The organism is Kosakonia sp. LAM2021 (assembly GCF_016620385.1).
GTDB lineage: Bacteria > Pseudomonadota > Gammaproteobacteria > Enterobacterales > Enterobacteriaceae > Kosakonia > Kosakonia sacchari.
Map to the genome: position 1 here is coordinate 1295988 of NZ_JAENHT010000001.1, position 20710 is coordinate 1316697.

General features: G+C 53.2%; 17 protein-coding genes. 7 read left to right on the forward strand and 10 right to left on the reverse strand.

What is annotated here, in order from left to right:
- Nucleotide 1 precedes the first annotated feature (1 nt).
- The 3 genes from JKP81_RS06155 to adhP form a co-directional block, all read right to left on the reverse strand.
- On the reverse strand, nucleotides 2–1624 hold the full coding sequence (locus JKP81_RS06155; protein WP_200550987.1) for a TIGR04028 family ABC transporter substrate-binding protein: 1623 nt from the start codon (nucleotides 1622–1624) through the stop codon (nucleotides 2–4).
- A gap of 135 nt (nucleotides 1625–1759) precedes the next feature.
- The gene (locus JKP81_RS06160; RefSeq protein ID WP_200550988.1) at nucleotides 1760–2194 is read right to left on the reverse strand and encodes a glyoxalase; all 435 of its coding nucleotides are present in this window, start codon (nucleotides 2192–2194) and stop codon (nucleotides 1760–1762) included.
- Nucleotides 2195–2257: 63 nt separating this feature from the next.
- Nucleotides 2258–3268, reverse strand: coding sequence for an alcohol dehydrogenase AdhP (gene adhP, locus JKP81_RS06165; protein WP_200550989.1), 1011 nt, complete (start codon nucleotides 3266–3268; stop codon nucleotides 2258–2260).
- 275 nt (nucleotides 3269–3543) lie between these two features.
- Between adhP and JKP81_RS06170 the strand changes: the two genes are divergently transcribed.
- Nucleotides 3544–4146: an inorganic diphosphatase gene (locus tag JKP81_RS06170; protein ID WP_200550990.1), complete on the forward strand. Its 603-nt coding sequence runs from the start codon at nucleotides 3544–3546 to the stop codon at nucleotides 4144–4146.
- 178 nt (nucleotides 4147–4324) lie between these two features.
- Here JKP81_RS06170 and JKP81_RS06175 read toward each other — a convergent pair whose 3' ends face one another.
- The 3 genes from JKP81_RS06175 to sra form a co-directional block, all read right to left on the reverse strand.
- Nucleotides 4325–6031: an ABC-F family ATP-binding cassette domain-containing protein gene (locus JKP81_RS06175; protein WP_200550991.1), complete on the reverse strand. Its 1707-nt coding sequence runs from the start codon at nucleotides 6029–6031 to the stop codon at nucleotides 4325–4327.
- A gap of 302 nt (nucleotides 6032–6333) precedes the next feature.
- Nucleotides 6334–8037 (reverse strand): NAD-dependent malic enzyme, encoded by a 1704-nt coding sequence (locus JKP81_RS06180; protein ID WP_200550992.1) that lies wholly within the window; start codon nucleotides 8035–8037, stop codon nucleotides 6334–6336.
- Between the two features lie 187 nt (nucleotides 8038–8224).
- On the reverse strand, nucleotides 8225–8362 hold the full coding sequence (gene sra, locus JKP81_RS06185) for a stationary-phase-induced ribosome-associated protein (RefSeq protein WP_017456816.1): 138 nt from the start codon (nucleotides 8360–8362) through the stop codon (nucleotides 8225–8227).
- Between the two features lie 481 nt (nucleotides 8363–8843).
- Here sra and JKP81_RS06190 point away from each other — a divergent pair, with 481 nt between their 5' ends.
- The 6 genes from JKP81_RS06190 (at nucleotide 8844) to JKP81_RS06215 (ending at nucleotide 15751) form a co-directional block, all read left to right on the forward strand.
- Complete coding sequence (locus JKP81_RS06190; protein ID WP_200550993.1) at nucleotides 8844–10202, forward strand: glycosyl transferase family 2; 1359 nt, start codon at nucleotides 8844–8846, stop codon at nucleotides 10200–10202.
- A gap of 94 nt (nucleotides 10203–10296) precedes the next feature.
- The gene (locus JKP81_RS06195) at nucleotides 10297–11499 is read left to right on the forward strand and encodes a glycosyltransferase (RefSeq protein WP_234455480.1); all 1203 of its coding nucleotides are present in this window, start codon (nucleotides 10297–10299) and stop codon (nucleotides 11497–11499) included.
- Complete coding sequence (locus JKP81_RS06200; protein WP_200550995.1) at nucleotides 11499–12938, forward strand: radical SAM protein; 1440 nt, start codon at nucleotides 11499–11501, stop codon at nucleotides 12936–12938. Before JKP81_RS06195 ends, JKP81_RS06200 begins: the two co-directional genes overlap by 1 nt.
- A complete protein-coding gene (locus JKP81_RS06205) occupies nucleotides 12925–13749 on the forward strand; it encodes a hypothetical protein (RefSeq protein ID WP_200550996.1) in 825 nt (274 codons plus the stop codon). The genes JKP81_RS06200 and JKP81_RS06205 overlap by 14 nt, the downstream gene beginning before the upstream one ends.
- Nucleotides 13750–13752: 3 nt before the next feature.
- Complete coding sequence (locus JKP81_RS06210) at nucleotides 13753–14904, forward strand: MFS transporter (protein WP_200550997.1); 1152 nt, start codon at nucleotides 13753–13755, stop codon at nucleotides 14902–14904.
- 49 nt (nucleotides 14905–14953) lie between these two features.
- Nucleotides 14954–15751 (forward strand): hypothetical protein, encoded by a 798-nt coding sequence (locus tag JKP81_RS06215; protein WP_200550998.1) that lies wholly within the window; start codon nucleotides 14954–14956, stop codon nucleotides 15749–15751.
- A 6-nt stretch (nucleotides 15752–15757) separates the two neighbouring features.
- On the opposite strand, the gene JKP81_RS06220 is transcribed toward JKP81_RS06215, so the two are convergent.
- From JKP81_RS06220 to JKP81_RS06235, 4 genes are all read right to left on the reverse strand, one after another.
- Nucleotides 15758–16840: a mannuronate-specific alginate lyase gene (locus JKP81_RS06220; RefSeq protein WP_200550999.1), complete on the reverse strand. Its 1083-nt coding sequence runs from the start codon at nucleotides 16838–16840 to the stop codon at nucleotides 15758–15760.
- Between the two features lie 56 nt (nucleotides 16841–16896).
- Complete coding sequence (locus JKP81_RS06225) at nucleotides 16897–18435, reverse strand: PAS domain-containing methyl-accepting chemotaxis protein (protein WP_200551000.1); 1539 nt, start codon at nucleotides 18433–18435, stop codon at nucleotides 16897–16899.
- A 449-nt stretch (nucleotides 18436–18884) separates the two neighbouring features.
- Nucleotides 18885–19643, reverse strand: coding sequence for an amino acid ABC transporter ATP-binding protein (locus tag JKP81_RS06230; protein WP_234455481.1), 759 nt, complete (start codon nucleotides 19641–19643; stop codon nucleotides 18885–18887).
- Nucleotides 19643–20710, reverse strand: a complete 1068-nt coding sequence (locus JKP81_RS06235) for an amino acid ABC transporter permease (protein WP_200551001.1) — start codon at nucleotides 20708–20710, stop codon at nucleotides 19643–19645. Before JKP81_RS06235 ends, JKP81_RS06230 begins: the two co-directional genes overlap by 1 nt.

A 20710-nucleotide genomic window follows, 5' to 3' on the forward strand; every position in this document is an offset into this window, starting at 1 on the left:
CTCAGTGTTTTTCAATCCACGCGCCGTAGAATGACGGGCGACCTACGGCTTCAAAACTTGCGCCTTTCAACCACGGCGCGCCGGCAAACACCTGCGGCTCTTCAAAAATTGGGATCACATAGGCGTTATCCAGCAGATAGCGCTGTGCGTCGCCGGTGAGTTGCAGCCGTTTTTGCCCGTCCACTTCGGCAGAAATGCTCACCAGCAAGTCGTTGAGTTTGTCATCGCGGAAATTTTTTACCTTGTCGCTGGAGCCGCCTTTTTGCAGCAGCGCGTCGCGGTTTGCCGGATAGAACATGCTTTTCACCACATCCGGATCGGCACGCCCGACTTCGGAAACGGTGAGCGGTGTTTTCAACGGATCGAGGTTATCCAGCGTGTGGCTACCCGCATCGCCTGCTTTTACGCTTAACGCCACACCGACCTGGCGCCACTGCTGCGCCACCAGTTGCAGCACCTCTTTGTTTTGCGGCTGCGGCAAGGATTCATACACTGCCAGCGCCAGCCGTTGTCCGTCTTTGCTGCGAATACCGTCCGCGCCGGTTTTCCAGCCCGCGGCGTCCAGCAGTTGCTTCGCTTTCGCTGGATCGAATGTCAGTTTGTCGCGCAGATTGACGTAACCGGCGGCAGAATGGGCAATTACAGAGGTTGCCTGCGGATAATTAGGTGAGAAAAGGGTATCCACCACTTGTTTAGCGTCGGTGGTGTGCAGCAGTGCCTGGCGGACCCGCACATCGGCAACCAGCGGGTTATCAGGGCGGAAACTGATGCTATCGTTTACGCCGCGTGTCGGCGCGGCATAAATTTTGAAGCCCTGATCGGTGGCCTGCTTTTCATCGTACGCCTGCACCTGGCGAATAAAGCCCGCCTGACCCGACAGCAACGCGCCAATGCGCACACTGTCTTCCGGCGTGACAATAATTTTTATGCCATCGAGATTCGCCGGGCCTTGCTGGGCGAGGTTTTTCGGCCCCCACTGATAATCTTTACGCGCGGTAAGGGTGACTTCACGCCCCAGTTTTTCATCGCTGACGACGAACGGCCCGGAACCAATAATCTGGCGCGCGTCGCCCAGTTGTTCAAAGTTACGCTGTAACGTACTGAGCGATACCAGACCGGAGCCGATAGTGGCGGTGCCTTGCAGGAAGCCCGGCGACGGCTTCTTAAAGTAGAATTTGACGGTCTGCGCATCGATCACTTCACTGTGATCATAGTTATTGATCACTTCCGATACCGGCAAGCGTTGCGCTTTGTTGCCAAGGCCGTAGGTGTCGAAGTTTTTCGCCACCGCATTGGCATCCAGCGGCGTGCCGTCGGAGAAGGTCACCCCTGGACGAATTTTAAATGTGTATTCGGTCTTATCGGCGTTGGTGCTCCAGCTTTCAGCAATCCACGGCTCCACCTGCAATGTTTTGGGGTTCTGCCAGGTCAACTTGTCGGTGATTTGGTTAAGAATGCCACCGTTGGGGTAAAAACCGCCGGCAGGAGGGTATAAATTGGTGTGCGCCTGCTGCTCAAGATATATTAGCGTGCCACCTTTAACCGGCGTCTGTGCCGCCCAGCTCTGAACGGAAGCGGCCGTTATCAGCGCCGTCAGCAGCGGCAAGCGAAAAAGGATGTGCATGGTGAATTCCTTTGTTATCTATTGTCTTAACGTCGGATTCATCATCCGGTGCGCGCTATAACAAGGGAACAAAGGAATTGAGATAAGCATTTCAGGAAAGCGCAAAACCGGGGCATGCCCCGGTAAGACAGTGTGTTAACGCAGCCAGGGCGTAATGGTCAACCCAACCAGTACCCCTTCAGGTGCAAGCAGGCGCGTGACGCTCTGCCCCCAGGGTTCCAGACGGTTAGCAACCAGCAGTTGATACCCTTTGTTGACCAACACATCGGTAGCGATAGCCAAATCCTGTACTTCGAATTCAACCCAGCTTTGCGGAACGGGGTGGGAATCCGGCCATTTCTCTGCGCCAAAGCACGACGCGGCGGCGTGATGCAGCGGCCACAGGGCAAAGTGTTTTGCGCCGTCGAGCGCATCGTGGTCGGCGACGAGGTAATCGCTCGCGCCCTCCATCGGTTTCAGCGGCAACCCAAGGGTGTGCTGGTAAAACGCCTGGCTGTCGGCCACGTTCTGGGGAATTGGGCCGAAACCTGCGATAAACAGCACTTCAAGCCCGGGAATAGTGGGGGTCATAAGCACCTCTGTGTCAGAAAAAAGGGGGCAGTAACGCCCCCGATTATAGGCAATGCCCGGCAATTAATGGCGGAGATCGATCACCATACGACCACGGATCTGGCCTTGTTCCATCTCTTTAAAGATGGCGTTGATATCTTCCAGCGGACGCAGCGCCACTTTCGGCACCACTTTGCCTTCCGCGGCGAACTGGAAGGCTTCGTTCAGATCCTGGCGCGTACCGACCAGCGAGCCAACGACCTGAATGCCGTCCAGTACCAGGCGCGGAATATCAAGGCTCATTGCTTCTGGCGGCAGCCCCACAGCCACCACGCGCCCACCGGCGCGCACGGCATCAACGGCTGAATTAAATGCCGCTTTCGCCACCGCCGTGACCACGGCGGCATGCGCGCCGCCGGTTTTTTCATGTACCACTTTTGCCGCATCTTCGCTGCGCGAGTTAATGGTCAGGTCTGCGCCCATGCTGGCAGCGAGTTTAAGCTGTTCATCATTTACGTCGATGGCGATCACTTTGGCGTTAAAGACATTCTTTGCGTATTGCAGCGCCAGATTGCCCAGCCCGCCGAGGCCATAAATAGCAATCCACTGGCCCGGTTTGATCTGCGAGACTTTCACCGCTTTATAGGTGGTCACGCCTGCGCAGGTAATGCTGCTGGCTGAGGCGGAATCCAGCCCGTCCGGCACTTTCACCGCGTAATCCGCGACCACGATGCACTCTTCCGCCATGCCGCCGTCAGCCGTATAACCGGCGTTCACCACCTCACGACACAAGGTTTCATTGCCGCTGTTACAGTACTCGCAGTGACCGCAGCCCTGAAAAAACCACGCCACGGAAGCACGATCGCCCACTTTCAGCGAGGTCACGCCTTCGGCCACCTGGGTGACAATGCCAATGCCTTCGTGTCCGAGGATCACCCCGGTTTTGTCGCCGAAATCCCCGTTTTTCACGTGCAAATCCGTATGGCAAACGCCACAGCACTCCATTTTCAGCAACGCTTCGCCATGTTTCAGCGGACGTAAGGTTTTTTGTGTCACTTCTACCTGATGATCTTTTGTAACAACAGCAGCCTTCATGGTGTTTCTCCTGTTATGAGGCATGGAACAGAGATCCGGGTGTGGCGTCTGGCTTCATCCGTAATATACGTCTTTAGAATTAATGGCTTAGGAGTGAAATTCAAGAGCAGGGCAACATGTTGTAATACTTTCTGCTCCTTTCCCCTGGTTTAGGTAGGGTAAACGGTCAGTAACCGTGCTGTTAATAAGGTTATGAAGCTCGGGGTGAAAATGTCATGCTACTGTCATCAATTCCCGCCAATTTGTTGCTTTCTAAAACAAATGAGTGACTAACAATGCATCTGGTGAAAAAACTGCTGGCCGTCAGCGTTCTCTTATCTGCCTCGGTTCAGGCACACAATATTCTTGAATTTCCGCAGCCGGAAAATAACCCGGAAGCGTTCTACGCGGTAACGGAAATCCCGGCGGGCGGCATCATTAAGTATGAAACGGACGCCAAAACCGGTTTTATCGTGGCCGACCGCTTCCAGTCAATGCCGGTGGCTTACCCGGCGAACTACGGCTCGCTGACGCAGTCGCTGGCGGGAGATGGCGATCCGCTGGATGTGATTTTCTACACTCGTGCGCCGCTGGCACCGGGAACGCTGATTAAACTGCGCCCGATTGGCGTGCTGAAAATGATTGATGGTGGTGAAACGGACGACAAAATTGTTGCCGTACCGGACAGTAAAATCGACCCGACCTATGACGACATTAAAAACATCACCGATTTGCCTAAAATCGAGCAACAACGGCTGGAGGCATTCTTCCGTGTTTACAAACAGTTGCCAGACGGACGTAAAAAAGTGGAGCTGAACGGTTTTAACGACGCGGCAACCGCGAAGCAGGAAATCAAACAGGCATGGGAGGCCTGGAAAGCGAAAAAACCGCAGCAGTAAGAAACCGCCTGCATGCTGCTGGCATGAGTTGCGCTTTTGAGTGACGTACCCACTAAAAAATCTCTGCCGGTTCTGCACGATGTCGATCCGAAGAGAATAAACCAGTGCCTGTTGCTGGCTCACGGCACAGGCTGGTGTTAAAAAAACAGGCACCTTGCGGCGCCTGTTTGCTGGGGTACTACAACCTCTGTTGAAGGCGGGCAATCTCCTCGCGCCACTGCGCCTGAAGCTGCGGTTTCTGGTGCTTCACTTTTCGCGCCAGATCTTCTGCCAGTTGGGTTTCAAGCTGAATTAACCGTTCCAGAAGGGCATCAATATCCTCTGGCTCAGCGGCGACGCTAAGCGCCTCCGGCGCTGCCTGTTCCTGGCGGACACTTTCACGCAGACGTTCAAACACCGCTTCAGCATCATGCCATTCGCTCAGCTCACCGTTTTCCACCAGCCAGAAGCGGTTACAGCTACTGCTGATAAGCGCTCTGTCGTGGCTGACCAGCAACACGCCGCCGCTGAACTGTTCAAGAGTTTGCGCCAGCGCCTCTTTGCCTGCCATATCCAGATGGTTGGTTGGCTCATCCAGCATCAGCAGGTTAAAGCGCGCCAGCGACAGACCGACAAACAGCAACCTGGAACGCTCACCACCGCTCAGTGTCGCCACGCGCTGCCCGTGGCGCGCCCAGGCAAAACCGGCGCTGATGAGCGCCATTTTGCGATCCTGCGGCGTGGGGGCAAACGGCTCTAATGCGTCAAACAGCGTCGCGTCATCCGGTAACTGATGCAGCGTCTGGTCGTAGTAACCCGCGTTTAGCCGGGGATGCAAACGCAACCCCGATGTGCTTTCCTGCTGGTAAGCCCGCCAGATAAGACGCAGCAGCGAGGATTTCCCGCAGCCGTTACGCCCGACAATGGCGACCCGATCGCCGCTTTTGAGCCGCGCGATGGGCACCTGAAACAAGTCGGGTAACCCTGGCGCAGGCGGAACAGCGAGCTGTTCCATCTCCAGCAGACGGTCAGCCCTGAGCTCCTCGCCATGCAACGCCAGCCGCCACTGACTGCCCTCAGTCAGCTCAGTCTGGCTTTCTTTCAGGCGCTCGACCTGGCCTTCCATCTGTTTCGCTTTGCGCGCCAGATCTTCGTTGTCGTAGACGCGCCCCCAGGTGGCCAGCCGTTTGGCGCTGGCGGTAACGCGGTCTATCTCCTTTTGCTCCGCTTTGTGACGCAGGGCATCGCTCTCATCGCGCGCTTCCAGCGCCTGACGCGCCGCGCTACAGGGTAGTGCGAAGTAGTGCAGCGTATGATCACGCAGGATCCAGCTGCCATTGGTCACCGCATCCAGTAACGCCGCGTCGTGTGACACCATCACGAAACTGCCGGACCAGCTTTGCAGAAACTGTTCCAGCCACAGCAATGTGGGCAGATCGAGGTGGTTACCGGGCTCATCCAGGAGCAGCAGATCCGGTTCGCGGATCAGCGCCCGCGCCAGCAGCAAGCGGGTATGTTGCCCGCCGCTCAGCGTGGCGGCCGTTAAGGTGATTTCCTGCGGACTCAGCCCCATGCTGGCCAATAATGCTTCGCCGCGCCAGCGCTGGCTGTCGCGCTCTGTCAACGGGAGCTGCGCCAGTACCGCATCAAGCAGCGTCATCGATAACAGGGCATCGGGCAGATGCTGTTCGACGCGCGCCAGCAGGCACTGGTTCGCCACCGTCACATTGCCGGAAAGTGGGGACAGCGAACCGTCCAGCACTTTTAGCAGCGTACTTTTGCCACAGCCATTGTCGCCAATAAGCCCAAGGCGATCGCCTTTTTTCAGGGTAAAGGAGAGATCGGAGAATAACGGACCAAACGCCGTTTCAACACGGATTGATTGTGCAGATAATAATGTGCTCATTGCTTACTCAAGAGTTACAGGCACGAGCGTGCCTCGTCAAACATCGCTGACGATAACCTGGTAAGCCCAAGGGAAGGGATTGTTGTCTTCGCTCAAGCCGAAGTTATCGCAGCACGATACCGATAACGCTTGAGCTGGCGCGATCGCCAAAGGCATGTGAATAGTCAAACAATTCACAATACAGCATAAGTAGCCTCCTTTTTTATATTCAGTAAGTTAATGGGTGAAAAGGAGTTTAGCGGGGAAATGAATATTTTACCAGCAGGGAGAAACCCGGCGCACAGCGGCGCCAGGTGCGGAGATTAAATAGAAGTACGGCGGTAGCTGCGGTACTTCGGCTCCCAGAAGTTATCATCAATGGATTGCTTCAGCGCTTCCGCCGAGGTTTTTGCCGCCAGGCCTTGTTGTTGCGCCATTTTGCCAACAGCAAACGCGATGGCGCGCGAAACTTGCTGAATGTCTTTCAGCTCCGGCAGTACCAATCCTTCGCCGTTCAGCAGCAGCGGGGAGTATTCCGCCAGCGTTTCGCTTGCCGCCATCAACATTTCATCCGTAATGCGCGATGCGCCACTGGAGATAACGCCGAGGCCAATGCCTGGGAAAATGTACGCGTTGTTGCACTGGGCAATCGGGTAGGTTTTTTCTTTCCACTGCACCGGTGAGAACGGGCTGCCGGTGGCAACCAGCGCCATACCATCCGTCCAGCTAATGATATCCTGCGGCGTTGCTTCCACACGCGAGGTCGGGTTCGACAGCGGCATGATAATCGGGCGCGGGCAGTGTTTGTGCATTTCGCGGATGATCTCTTCCGTGAACAGCCCGGTCTGGCCGGAGACGCCGATCAGAATATCCGGCTTCACATTACGCACGACATCAAGCAGGGAAAGGGCTTCGTTCTGCGTGCCGGTGTCCCAGTTTTGCAGGTTTTCGCGCTTTTGCACCAGCTTGCTCTGGAACGGCAGCAAATTCGGCATTTCGTCGGTCAGCAGGCCGAAACGGTCAACCATGTAGACTTTCTGACGGGCGTCCGCTTCGCTCAATCCTTCACGTTGAGTCTGGGCAATGATCTGTTCGGCGATACCGCAGCCAGCAGAACCCGCGCCAAGGAAGACGATTTTCTGCTGGCTGAGCTGGCTGCCCGCCGCACGGCTTGCGGCAATCAGCGTACCGACGGTCACTGCCGCCGTGCCCTGGATGTCATCGTTAAAGCAGCAGATTTCATCGCGATAACGGTTCAGCAACGGCATGGCATTTTTCTGCGCGAAGTCTTCGAATTGCAACAGCGCGTCCGGCCAGCGCTGTTTCACCGCCTGAATAAATTCATCCACAAAAGCGTAGTAATCATCGCCAGTGATACGCGGGTGACGCGAGCCCATATAGAGCGGATCGTTAATCAACTGCTGGTTGTTGGTGCCAACATCCAGCACGACGGGCAGGGTGTAAGCCGGGCTGATGCCGCCGCAGGAAGTGTAAAGTGACAGCTTACCAATGGGAATGCCCATGCCGCCAATGCCCTGGTCGCCAAGACCGAGGATACGTTCCCCGTCGGTTACCACGATCACTTTGATGTTGTGGTTAGGCACGTTTTGCAGAATGTCGTCCATGCTTGCGCGGTTCTGCCAGGAGATAAACACCCCGCGGGCGCGGCGGTAAATATCAGAGAAACGCTCACACGCCCAGCCAACGGTAGGGGTGTAGATCACCGGCATCATCTCTTCGAGATGGTTTTCCACCAGCCGATAGAAGAGGGTTTCATTGGTGTCCTGAATATTGCGCAGATAGATGTGCTTATCGATGTCGGTTTTAAAGCCCTGATACTGCAACCAGGCGCGTTCGGCTTGTTCTTCAATGGTTTCAACCACTTCTGGCAGCAGGCCAAGCAGGTTGAAGTTGCTGCGTTCTTCCATGCTGAAGGCACTGCCTTTGTTCAGCAACGGAAATTCCAGCAACACAGGTCCAGCGTAAGGGATATATAACGATCGGTTTTTATTATGCTTTGCATTCATCTTACAGCTCCTTGTTCAACTTTCTCCCGTGGGGGTGCGTCACGGGCGGGTACTGCGGCGGGCGCAAGTATAAAGCATCGCTTCAGCAAATACTTCCCGATTGCGGTATTCGTTGATTGAATTTTTAGCAATAACAAGGAGAGGGGGACAAAACACCACCCCGGATGGGGTGGTGAGGGTGGACAAATCAGCCTGCGCGGCGATGACGCCCGGAGCGGTGAGCGATCACCGTCTCTTCCTGGTTGTCTTTCGTGACAACTTTGCGGGTGTTCGACACTTTATAATCCAGCCCCATAAGATGACGTGCCTGACGGTTCGATTTCATGCTTACTCCTTAATCCAGTTCAATGTTTCAAGGACAAGCCCGGCGACTGACCGGGCGAAATTCAATCTCATCATTGCGCGGTACAAAAAACATACCGAGCTGTTATCCTCGGACATCCCAGCACAAAGTGCAATAAGAAAAGTTACCTTTAGGCTTTATAGCAATAAATAACTAAAGCATCGTTAACAGATTTAATTCTTACACACCATAGGGTTAACGAAAAAATACTCCGAACAAACTCTATTAAAGTAGAATATTCTTGGACTTGAGCACCTTCGCGTAGTTACTTAATGGTTACAACAATTAACGTTATATATTAAGGGTGAAACATCATTTCGCTTTTTTGTGTGACGAAAAGTAAAAAAATGGCATTATCTTCAATATTGCGATACCCACCTCTTTAATCCCTGGCTGTAATATGCTTTTCTTAACACCAATGGAATAATTAAAAATATCTTCGCAATGAGAAAGAGGTAATTCCATGGACGTCCGAAATGGAGCGATTTTTATTTCTTTTGATGCTGTTGCTTTTTCTGGTATCACCGTTGAAGCATTTAAAACGGCACAAGAGTTAGTACACAAGGGATTTAAACCTTATCTTGATCTGGGTTACGACATCAAGATAGATAAGGGTAGATTCAATAAACCATATGAATGGGAGAATGCTATATATAAAGGTGGTTTTATACTTGTGCGAATAAATGACATTACCAGCTTGCCTGATTACAACACTCATTTTATCGAGTACTCGCATAATGTATTGATTAGCCAGAAAATATCCGTTTCATCAACGGAGCGTAAAAGAATCCTTTCTGTTATTGATAAAACAGCGTACCAACTGGCAAAAAAAATCGTGCGGCAATGGGAGCAACTCAATATCGGTACTGTTTTCGTCGAAAGCGGAACGCTTCCGGAAAATATTATCTATACAAAAGCTCTATACATTGCGATTGACGCATATGGTAAACGCTATGATTTAGAGCAGTTCGTTACCTGGCGTGACCATGATTTAATGTGGAATAGCGAAAAAACGGTGATGAAGTATGGTGCCTATCCATACCCTTACGCCATTAAACCGATAAAATCTCGGTATATCACGTACTTTACGCTTAATGAGGATTTGAAAGAAAAACTTGAAGAGTGGTGCAATTATGCTGTTGAAATTAAAGTTAAAAAGAATGCTTATAACTTTACAGACGCGCGAAGTCATAGTGACATGAGGCGCAGTCTTGGTATTGGCTGTAATGATATATTGATTGCCCGGACCACACGTCTTATCCCGCAAAAACGGCTTGACCGTGATATTTACCTGGTTTCAAGGCTTAACCAACTCTTTCAACAACACGGACTTGAGCAGCGCGTATTTCTGGTTGTCGCAGGCGATCCCCATGAGGCGCCAGAGTGTTATCAATCACTGGTTGATTTAGCAAGGAAATTACAGGCTGAACCGTTTATACACTTTATTGGCTGGTTGCAGCACGGTTATATGCCACCAGGCATGAACACCTACACCATTGAAGATTTATATTACTCGTGCGACATCGTCTCTTTTCTAACGTCGTGGGATTATGACAGTTATGGCAATCCAATTGGTGAAGCGATTAGTCACCGGCGATGTTACATTTCGACACGTTACGAATATTATGACGAGGTCTATGGGCAATATGGTTTCTTTGCGCCAATTATGGACATCTCGGCCGAGAAAGATGATTTACCGGACGATGAGTTTATTCTTAGTGTTTATAAACTCATCACTAACAAACCATTAATGTCAGAAATGGCTTATCAAAACTTTCTTATTGGTAAGAAAATACTTAGCAGTAAGAGCATTGAGTCTTAATTATTACTCAGGGAGAGTATATATGCGTAACAATGTTTATGTTTCGATTGTTTTACCCGTTTATAACGAGAGAGACAGAATTAACGCTGTACTTATGTCGTTACTTAATCAAAAAACGCGTAATAACATGCTGACGCATGATAACTGGGAGCTGATCGTGGTGGATAATAATTCCACCGACGATTCAGTGGCGCAAATACATGATTTTCACCGACTCAATCCGGCAATGGATATTCATATCATCAAGGAAACCACGCAGGGTGTCTCCTCCGCGCGAAAATGCGGAATGGACTACGCATCGCTGCGTTCAAAAGCGCGTGATAAGCGCCTTGGCATAAACCGAAAGCACTATATCGTTTCGGCCGATGCGGACTGCACCGTGGACAGCTGGTGGCTGCATACGCTGATTGCAAAAATGATCGAGGAAGAAGGAGACTTAGGCACCTGTAATTACTACTACAACGAAAACGACTTCCGTCTGCGCCCAAACCTGTTTGCCGAGATCCAGAAAACGCTGCGCTGCCGTGATGTCTCATTCTCGCTGTTTGGCGGCTTCCCGGATGGCAAAGGTTTTGCCGTTGAACGCACAATGTACGATAACGTTGGCGGCATTGAGATCTTTTACCAGCTCAATAATGGTCGGTTTGTCGAGCATCTTTCCGATGACTGGGATTTCGGTATTCGCGTCATCGCCGCAGGCGGAAAACCTGTCTACGCACGTGATTCCCACGTTGAAATCAACAGCCGCCGCGTGGACACCATTCTGCAGGAAGTGATAACCGGTGTCGCCTACGGGCAGGATGGCATCATCATCATGAAAGATGTCCGCCCGGAAGGGGGGCAGCAAACCTCGCTGAGCGACACGACAGCGGAACAGTCATTGCAGGCCTGGCACTACTCGATCAAAGATTACGTGCCGAAAAACATTGTGCTGCCAGTGCTTCTCAACCCACACCTGCTATTAGATAGCGATGCCGTGCGTGACTTCTTCGGTCCGGTGGTGGCCGACCGTCTGTTCCGGCGCATTGAGGCCATCAAACACGAAACGCGCATTATCGATTTCACTCCCATCCATGCTTATAAAACGCCCGCTTACCGGCTCTATTTCGAGTTTCGCGACGAGATTTTCAGCGCCATGCGCCGCGCAATGGGCGAAGACATTGGTTTTCCACCGCCGCTGCCAGCCTGTTTTGACGAGGTTCAGGAGCATGATTTCCAGCGTTTCGTCTGGTATTTCTGTGAGGATCGCGAGTCCGGCATGGCGCATAACTACTTTGCCAACGGGGGAGTCTTCTGATGAACAGCTCTCTTCTGGATTCGTTGAACGATCTCGACCCGCACTACCCGGTGCCGCGCGTGTACGATTTTCTGACGGCACCGGAAAATCACACCTTACTGGAGTATGTCTACCGGGATCCTTTTGGCTGCCATGTGTTTCCGGGCGACATCAAAGACTATCCACAGGACGCCTTTTTCCGCGAGATGGAACACGACATTAAACAGGCAGCACAGATCCATCTCTGGGCGTCGATTCCCACGTGCCGCTACCGCTGCCATTTCTGCCAGTTCCCGACCATTATCATTAACCCGCAGAGCGCCCCCTCGCGGGCCGTTTTTCACCGGGTCGTGGATCAGAACATACAGGAAGCGAAATTGTGGCTGCAAAACGTGCCGGCACTTGCCCACGCTGAAGTGGGTGAATTTAACGTTTTCGGCGGCACACCGTCGTTGCTGCCGGAAGCGGAACTCCGCCGTCTGATTGCGTTTTACCAGCAAAATTTCAATTTTTCTGCCGCCACGCTGCGTTTTGAAGGGGAACCCGCAACGCTGACAAAAGCCTATCTGCAACTGCTCAAAACGCTGGGTTTCAGCAAAATCAGTTTTGGCGTCCAGTCGTTCAATAACCAGCTTATCGAGGCCTGCGGACGTAAACATAGCGCGGAAACCTGTGAAGAGACGATAGCCAACGCCCGCGAAGTTGGTTTCGACTGGATAAGCGTGGATCTGATCTACGGCCTGCCAGGACAAAGTATCGATGACGTGAAATTTGATATGGAGAAGTGCCGCGAACTGGCGCTTTCTCATGTCGTCTGCACAAAGCTTCATATGGCGGAATTTATGAAGCAGCGCACCGGGGTATCGGGGCAGCGCCAGAGCTTATGGCAGAAAAAAGGGGCCAACAGCGTCTTTCCGGGGTTGGGTAAGCAGTACCAGATGCGTGAACTGATCGAGCGCTACTTCGCCGATGATTACATTGAGCATCCCACCATGTATTTCCATCGGCGCACACAACCTGCGGAGAAATGGAAAGGGCTGATTACTGACCTTGATAAACAGTATCCGGAAGTGGCGATTGGCCTTGGCGGCAGTTCGAAATGTACGCAGTCGGAGGCTATCAACATTACGGATTACAAACGCTACTCCCAGGCGCTGGAAGAAGGGCGCTTACCGATTGAATCGCAGCAGGGTTTTTCACCGCTCCAGCGCGAAGTTAATGCTTTCAAAATGGCGCTTTCCACCCTGCGCCCGGTCAGCGATAACGAATTCCGCCAGCGCTTCGATGGTCGCAGTTTTTTCAACAACCCGGTGATTCACCGCACGTTAGAGACGTTAAGGCAAAAAGCGCTCATCACCGTCAATGGCGATGACGTCAGGCTCACGCCAAACGGCGTCACGTTAGTGGAAGCAATCATTAATACCCAATTCACCATGGAGCTTGTACATGAAACACACTGACGCATCCGCACCGGTTTTTAGCCTGTATTACATCGCAATCGACACCGAAGCCGGTGTCACCAATGCGCAATTTGAGCAGTTTGTTCGCGAGAAAGGGTGCCAGATCCCCTGTTATCCCGGCTGGCGCTGGACGTTGCTGCGCGGCCTGCGAGGAGAACGCGCCGGGCAATTTCTGATGCTGTATGAAATCGAAAACGCCGACATGCGCGATCGTTACCTGCGCGCAGACGGTAACCTCACCGAGCTGGCGCGTCAATTCTGGCGCGATCGCCCGCACGCACAGCAATTGCTACGCGAATGGCAACAGCTGGGAACATTCAGCGCGTTACCGACGATCTACACCGATTATCGGCTGCTGGCGGAGAACAAAAAAAGCACCGTAATGGATGGACCTCGCTATCGCGAGCGGCCGGGCGAGGAACCGGAAGCCAGGGTGATTGGCATCCATAACCTGGCGCTACGCGCGGATGTTGAGGCCGCCACCTTCGAAACCTTTATCGCTGAAAATTACCAGCGTATTGAAGATTACCCGGACTGGAAATTCCGTTTACTGAAAGGCGAGCGCGGCAACCGGCTGGATCAATATGTAGTGATGATGGAGATCGCAAGCCTTGCGGCGCTTGATGTTTTCTATCCAGAACCAGATATCGCCACCGATCAGGCGGCTGTTTTCGCTAAAGCGCATCGGGACACCAAGCAGATGTATGAGGAGTGGAAACAGCTCGCGTCTTTTTCGGGCTCGCCGCAGATCTACACCGATTATCTGGCCGTGGCCGAAAGTCAGGGTTGCGGGGATGAGCAGGGAGTGTAGCCAATGACCAATATTTACCCGGCAACAAATACCGGCGCACAGCATGCGACGCGGGCGATATTTTTTATCGCTGGTCTGGCGGTCTCGGCTTGGGCACCGCTGATCCCGCTGGTGAAAGCCACGCTGCACGTTAATGATGGCGCGCTGGGTTTGCTGCTGTTTTGTATTGCCGCGGGCTCAATGCTGGCGATGCCGTTCAGCGGCAGTTTAATCAGCCGCTTTGGCTGTCGGGCCGTGATCCTCTGCTGCGCCCTGGTGTTGTGTCTCGATCTGTCCTTCATGTTGTTTATCGATTCCCCCGTCGTGATGGGCGGGGTTCTGCTCTTTTTCGGCGCGGCAAATGGCCTGCTCGATGTGTCGATGAACAGCCAGGCGGTGGTGGTTGAGCGTGAATCCGGACAGGCAAGAATGGCCGGGTTTCATAGCTTTTATAGTCTGGGTTGCATCGCGGGTGCCGGAAGCATCAGCCTGTTGTTGTGGGCAGACGTGGCGCCGCGACACGCCATTTTACTGATTGCGCTGCTGATTCTGGCTATCGCGCTGGCTTCATCCAGCCATTTATTAGCCAGACGCCCGCAACAAACCGGCGAGAAAGGAAGCCTGCTGCGAACACTGGCGCATCCGCAGGTGCTTTTCATCGCCATCGTCTGTTTTTTTATCTTTCTGATCGAAGGCGCGATGCTGGACTGGTCCGCCGTTTTCCTGCATAGCGAACGGCAGATGCCCGCGCAGCAGGCGGGCCTGGGTTTTACGCTCTATTCCATTGCCGTCGCGCTGGGACGGATATACGGCGATCGCGTTATCAACATGTATGGCGACGTGCGCGTGCTGCTCTTTGGTGGAGTGTGTGCCGCAGCGGGGTTGCTGGTGATGGTTTCGCTGCATAGCGCCATGCTCTCTCTTGCCGGATTTGCGCTGGTTGGCGCGGGGCTGGCGAACATTGTGCCGGTGCTTTTCTCTGGCGCGGGGAATCAGCCCGGTGTGCCGTCGCACTTCGCGCTGCCCGTCGTTACGTTATTTGGCTATGCGGGGTTGTTGAGCGGCCCGGCGCTGATTGGTGCCATGGCCCAACACTTCAACCTGAGCGCGGTGTTCAGCGCCGGCATTGTGCTTCTGCTGCTGGTTAGCCTGCTGGCGCGCAAAATCATCCATTAATTCGCGGACGTGTCCGTGTTATCTCAACGGTACGAAGAAAGGAGTCTTTATGAATAATCCATCTCATGCAGTTTTTAGTGTGCACTACATTGGCCTCAACCTGAAAAAAGGGGTAACAGCGGGAGATTTTGAGCAATTCGCCCGCGAGCGCGGTGTGCAGATCCCGGCGTATCCGGGCTGGCGCTGGACGTTGCTGAAAGGTTTACGCGGTGAGCGAGAAAACGAATATCTGATGCTGTACGAAGCGCCGGATGCGCAGCAGTACGCCCGCTTTGTGACAGCCAGTGGCGAGCAGACCGCCGAAGCGCAGCGTTTCTGGCAGCAACACCCGCAGGCGCTGGCACTGATTGCTGAATGGAAAACCTTTGCGACGTTTGCCGAACTGCCGACCATTTTCACCACTTACTCCCTGGTGGCGGAAAATACAAACAGCTCCCTGCCGGAAGGGCCAAACTACCAGTCCAAATCAGGGCAAGAAACGGTGGCGCGCGTTGTCGGTTTCCACAATCTCGCGTTGCGCGCGGGCGTGCTACCGCAGACCTTCGAAAAATTCATTACTGATAATATCCACCGCGTCGAAGATTACCCCGGCTGGAAATTCCACATGCTGAAAGGTCAGGGCGGTAATCGTCTCGATCAATATGCGGTGATGCTGGAAATTGAAAGTCTGGCGTCGCTGAACGCCTTTCATCCGGGGCTGGATGTCTCCACGGAAAAATCATTGGCCTTTGTTGCCGCGCATCAGGATACGGAACGCATGTATGACGAATGGCGCACGCTCGCGTCGTTTTCCGGTGCGCCACAGCTCTATACGGACTATCTGGCGATAGCCGGAAACGCCGGTTAACTTCATTTATTCCTGTCGGGCGGTGGCGGTCATCAGATGGCTGAGATCACCGCCCAGACGGGTGTTTTGCAGCGGACGCAGGGGCGCTAAACGCTGGCGCAGCGCATCATCACACGTATAAAGCTGGCACCAGCCTTCAAGCCACGCCAGATTGGTCGGGTGCTGTAAAAACGACACATCCTGCGTAACGCCCGTTTTTTGCGCAAACGGCTGCGCATCGGTTAATCCGCCAATAACTTGTTCCCCCAGACGCCGCAGCGCGTCGTGATTTTCCGCTTCTGGATCGACACCGTTCGCACGGGCAAACAGCGCAATCATCACCAGCGGCTGGATAGCGTAATTGTGGTAAGAGAACGCACGCTGACGACGGCGCAGTTCGTTGGGTAAAAAACCTGCCTGATCAATTTGCTGCATCGCCGTGTGGTAAATATCCAGCGCGTCGGTAAAGAGATCGCGCCGCTGCGTGACGACCGCAGTTGCCATAATGGCCCAGGCTGCCCAGTAGCTGTGGTTGTTGACTTTATTCAACGGTAAATCATGCCACTCGCTAACCGTTAAATCGCCAAGTGTGCTAAGCCAGCGCTCAATATTAGCCTGCTGAGCCGGATAAGCGCGCAGCGGATGCAAAGGCGAATATTGCAACTGCAGCCAGGCAGAAGAGAAGGTGGCCAGCGCCCATTTACGCATGGATCTGCCGGTATGGTTCTTCGCATCGCCAGTTAACGCACCCGCGCTGGCCCAGCCCGCCAGGGCGTTGACCACGCAGGCGACATTCGACGGGTTCCCGTTTTGCGCCCAGGCGGTAACCTGGCGGCTGACAAAGCGTTCCATATCGGTAATCGTTTTTGTTTGCTGGCGAAAAGCGGCGTCGGCTTCAGGATTGAGCGTGGCACGCGCGCTGTCGGAGCCTTCATACTTGCTTTGAAAATCCAGCACGCCAGTAAAAGGGGCGGGTGCAGTGGGGCAGTTAACCGCTTTTGCTGTTTTGTGTTCCGGCGGTTGCATAAACCCGGCGGGAGGAGAGAGGCGTTCGGCACCATGGGCTGCTGCCGAAAGGATGAAGATCAGTGCTGCTCTGAGAAACACCATGCTATGTCCTGTTTTCCGCGACCGGGAGCAGCACTATAGCATGGTGTCCGGGGCTATCAGCTACCGCCGAAAACATGCACCGCGCGATGCAGGCGGGCGGCGCGTTCAGAGAGATCTTCCGCCGCGCTGGTGACATGCTCCACCATGCCGGTGTTGTTGTGCGTCATGGTGCCAATACGCGAAACGGACTGGTTAATCAACTCCAGTGCCTGTGTCTGTTCGTGGGTGGCGATGCCGATCTCTTTGATCATCGCCGACATATTGATCACGCTGTCGATCATCGCCGTCAGGTGCGTTTCGGTGTTCTCGACCATCTCAACACCGCTTTTCACGTTAGCCACGTTGTGTTCGATAAGCGTCTGAATTTCACGCGCGGCTGACGCGGAGTGTTGCGCAAGGTTACGCACTTCCGCGGCAACCACCGCAAACCCGCGCCCGGATTCACCGGCACGCGCCGCTTCCACCGCCGCGTTCAGCGCCAGAATATTGGTCTGAAAAGCGATACTGTCGATGACGCCAATAATGTCGACGATTTTGTTATTGTCCGCCGAAACAGACTGCATCATGGCAATGGTCTTTTTCATCACATCGCCGCTTTCCATCGCGCTGGCGCTGGTCTCATCCGCACGTGTCATCGCGTCTGTTGCGGTTTCCGCTGTTTGCCTGACTGCGCTTGCAATCTCTTCAACTGCCGCCGCGGTCTGATGCAGATCGCCGGAGGTCTCTTCCGTGCGTTGGCGCAGAGAGTCGCCCTCGCTGGAGATGCGCCCGCTAATGACGCGAATCCCTTTTATTTGCGCGGAAACATCGCCAACCAGCGAGTTAAGATTTAACCCAGACTGGTTTACCAGGCGCATCAGCAAACCAATTTCATCCACGCGGTTAAAATGGCGATAGTCAGCTTTTCTCCCGGAGACCACTTTTTGCATTTGCGACAGAACTATTTTTAACGGACGTGATATTTGGCTCTGCAAAAAAACGGAAAGTAATCCCAGAGCAATAACTGTTACACCGGCTTTTTCAGCAGCATTAACCGGCAGGAATTGCAATACCACTAACAGAGCAGCGGTAATAATAGCGCCCAGGTTAATACGTTTTGAAACACTAATCCGCTGAAAAATTGAAAGGAAAGAAAATAAACCACGGCGAACCACTAAACCTTTATAAAAACGGAAACCGCGAAGTTTGTTTTCATTCACCCGTTCATAAAGCGCGGCGCTAGCGTCAATTTCTTCGCGTTGTGGAATATTCCGCACTGAGATATAACCGGTCAACTCGCCTTGCTGATAAACGGGCGTTACGTTGGCGCGTACCCAGTAGTGATCGCCGTTCTGACGGCGGTTTTTCACCATCCCGGTCCAGCTGTCACCTTGCTGGATGGTAAACCACATATCACCAAACGCGGCGGGTGGCATATCCGGGTGGCGAATAATATTGTGCGCTTCACCCATCAACTGGTCTTCGGTAAATCCGCTGGCGTCAATAAATGCCGTATTGGCATAAGTAATATGGCTGTGCGTATTTGTGGTCGACAACAGCGTCGCCCCATCGTTAAGCAAATACTCTTTCTGTGTAACAGGAGTGTTACGCTTCATGAAAAACCCCGTAATGTACCGCGATCAATAAATTGCTGACGCGGTAATAGGCTTTTTTATAATTTACCGGCCAGTGAGTTTTTGTTATTACCCGTGCATTCTCCACAAAGTTATCGGCAACGGAAAGTAGCTGCGTTAAATATTTTTTTAGTCATACTTACGACTCAATTTATAAATATTGTTATGATTTTGCGAAAGAAAAATGACGACAAAAAAACAAACCAGCCATAAGTACATTCTTAAGTCAAATTAATAGCCAGTGATGCAGCAAAGGCGAATAAATAGACGATCAAAAATAGAAACATTAACATCGCAGGCTAACATTTTTACTTTTGGATAAAGTCCAGAGTATAAGAAAAGGACAATACCATTATTTTATTATGGCTATTAGCGATACTGGAGAATATTTGTTGCGGGCAGAAGTGCGGCGGAAACCCGCCGCATTACGATTAATGGCTGAGGATTTGATCGAGGAACTGGCGGGTACGTGGATGCGCAGGCTGGGTGAAAAACGTTTCCGGCGGCGCCGACTCAACAATGCGACCGTCGGCCATCAAAATCACGTTATCCGCCACGGTACGGGCAAAGCCCATTTCGTGCGTGACCACAATCATTGTCATGCCGCTGTCCGCCAGATCCAGCATCACATCCAGCACTTCTTTGATCATTTCCGGGTCCAGCGCCGAGGTTGGCTCGTCAAACAGCATAATCTCCGGTTGCATACAGAGCGCGCGGGCAATCGCCACGCGCTGCTGCTGGCCGCCCGAGAGCTGCAACGGGAACTTATGCGCCTGGTTGGCGATCTGCACTTTTTCCAGATAGTGCATCGCCAGCTCCGTTGCCTGCGGGCGGCTCATCTTACGCACCAGCGTTGGGCCGATAATCAGGTTATCCAGCACGCTTAAATGCGGGAACAGATTAAACTGCTGAAACAGCATCCCAATGCTCAAACGAATGCGGCTAATGTTGCGCACGTTGTCATTCATTTCGATACCGTTCACCAGAATCTGGCCTTTCTGATGCTCTTCCAGCCGGTTAATGCAGCGGATAAGCGTCGATTTACCGGAACCGGATGGGCCGCAAATCACCACGCGCTCGCCTTTTTTTACGCTGAGCGAGACATCATCCAGCACCTGAAATTTCCCGTACCATTTGCTGACGGAGGTCATTTGAATGATCGCGTCGTTCGCGGGGATTGTGGTTTGCATCAGGAAACTCCTTCAGGGTTGCGGCGTTCATCAATGCGTCCTTCGACCCACACCGCGTAACGGGAAAGCGAAAAGCCAAACAGTAAATACAGGCCGGCGATAAAGACATAGGTTTCGATGTAGTAGCGCCGCCAGACGGGATCCTGCATCACTGCGGTGGAGGCGGTCAGGACATCGAACAGGCCGATAATAATCACGAATGATGAGTTCTTCATCGCCGCAATAATATGGTTGGTCACCGCCGGCAGGCAGATGCGCAGCGCCTGCGGCAACACAATTTTGGTGGTGGTGTGCCAGTATCCCAGATTCAGCACCGCCGCCGCTTCATACTGGCCACGTGGCACAGCCTGCAAACCGCCGCGGATCACTTCAGCCTGATAGCAGGCAAAGAACAGGGCGATGCCAATAATCACCCGCAGCAGCTTGTTCACTTCCATCCCGGCCGGTAAAAACAGCGGAAAGACGTTCACGGCGACAAACAAAATCGTGATCAACGGTACGCCGCGTAACCCTTCAATAAACACTACCGACAAACCGCGTAAAAACGGCAGCGGGGAACGGCGGCCCAGCGCCAGCACCACCGACACCGGCATGCCAATAATCACCGTCCCGGAAAAGAGCAGCAGCGTCAGCGGCAGACCACCCCAGTCCGCAGAAGAAACAGTAGGTAGCCCGAACAGGCCACCGCTCATCAGCACCGACATGACAACCAGCGAGACTATCCACAGCGGCCACAACAGACGCGAGTGCCAGCACATCGGCGACAACGAAAGCCCGACGGTGACAAACCACACCAGCACCGCCAGTGCAGCGCGCCACTGCTCATCATACGGATAGAGCCCGAACAGGATCGGGCGATACTTTTCGCCGATCACCGCCCAGCAAGCACCGGTCGCCGCCCGGCATTGCTCAGCCGTACCGCTGAAGCCAACAGCGTCTATCACGCCCCAGCGCAGCAGTGTTGACCCGACCAGCGCCAGCAGTGCTAACAGCAACAACGTCAACACACTTTGCGCAACGCTGCTGAATAAATGTTGCCGCAGCCAAAAAACCACAGAGTTTTGCAT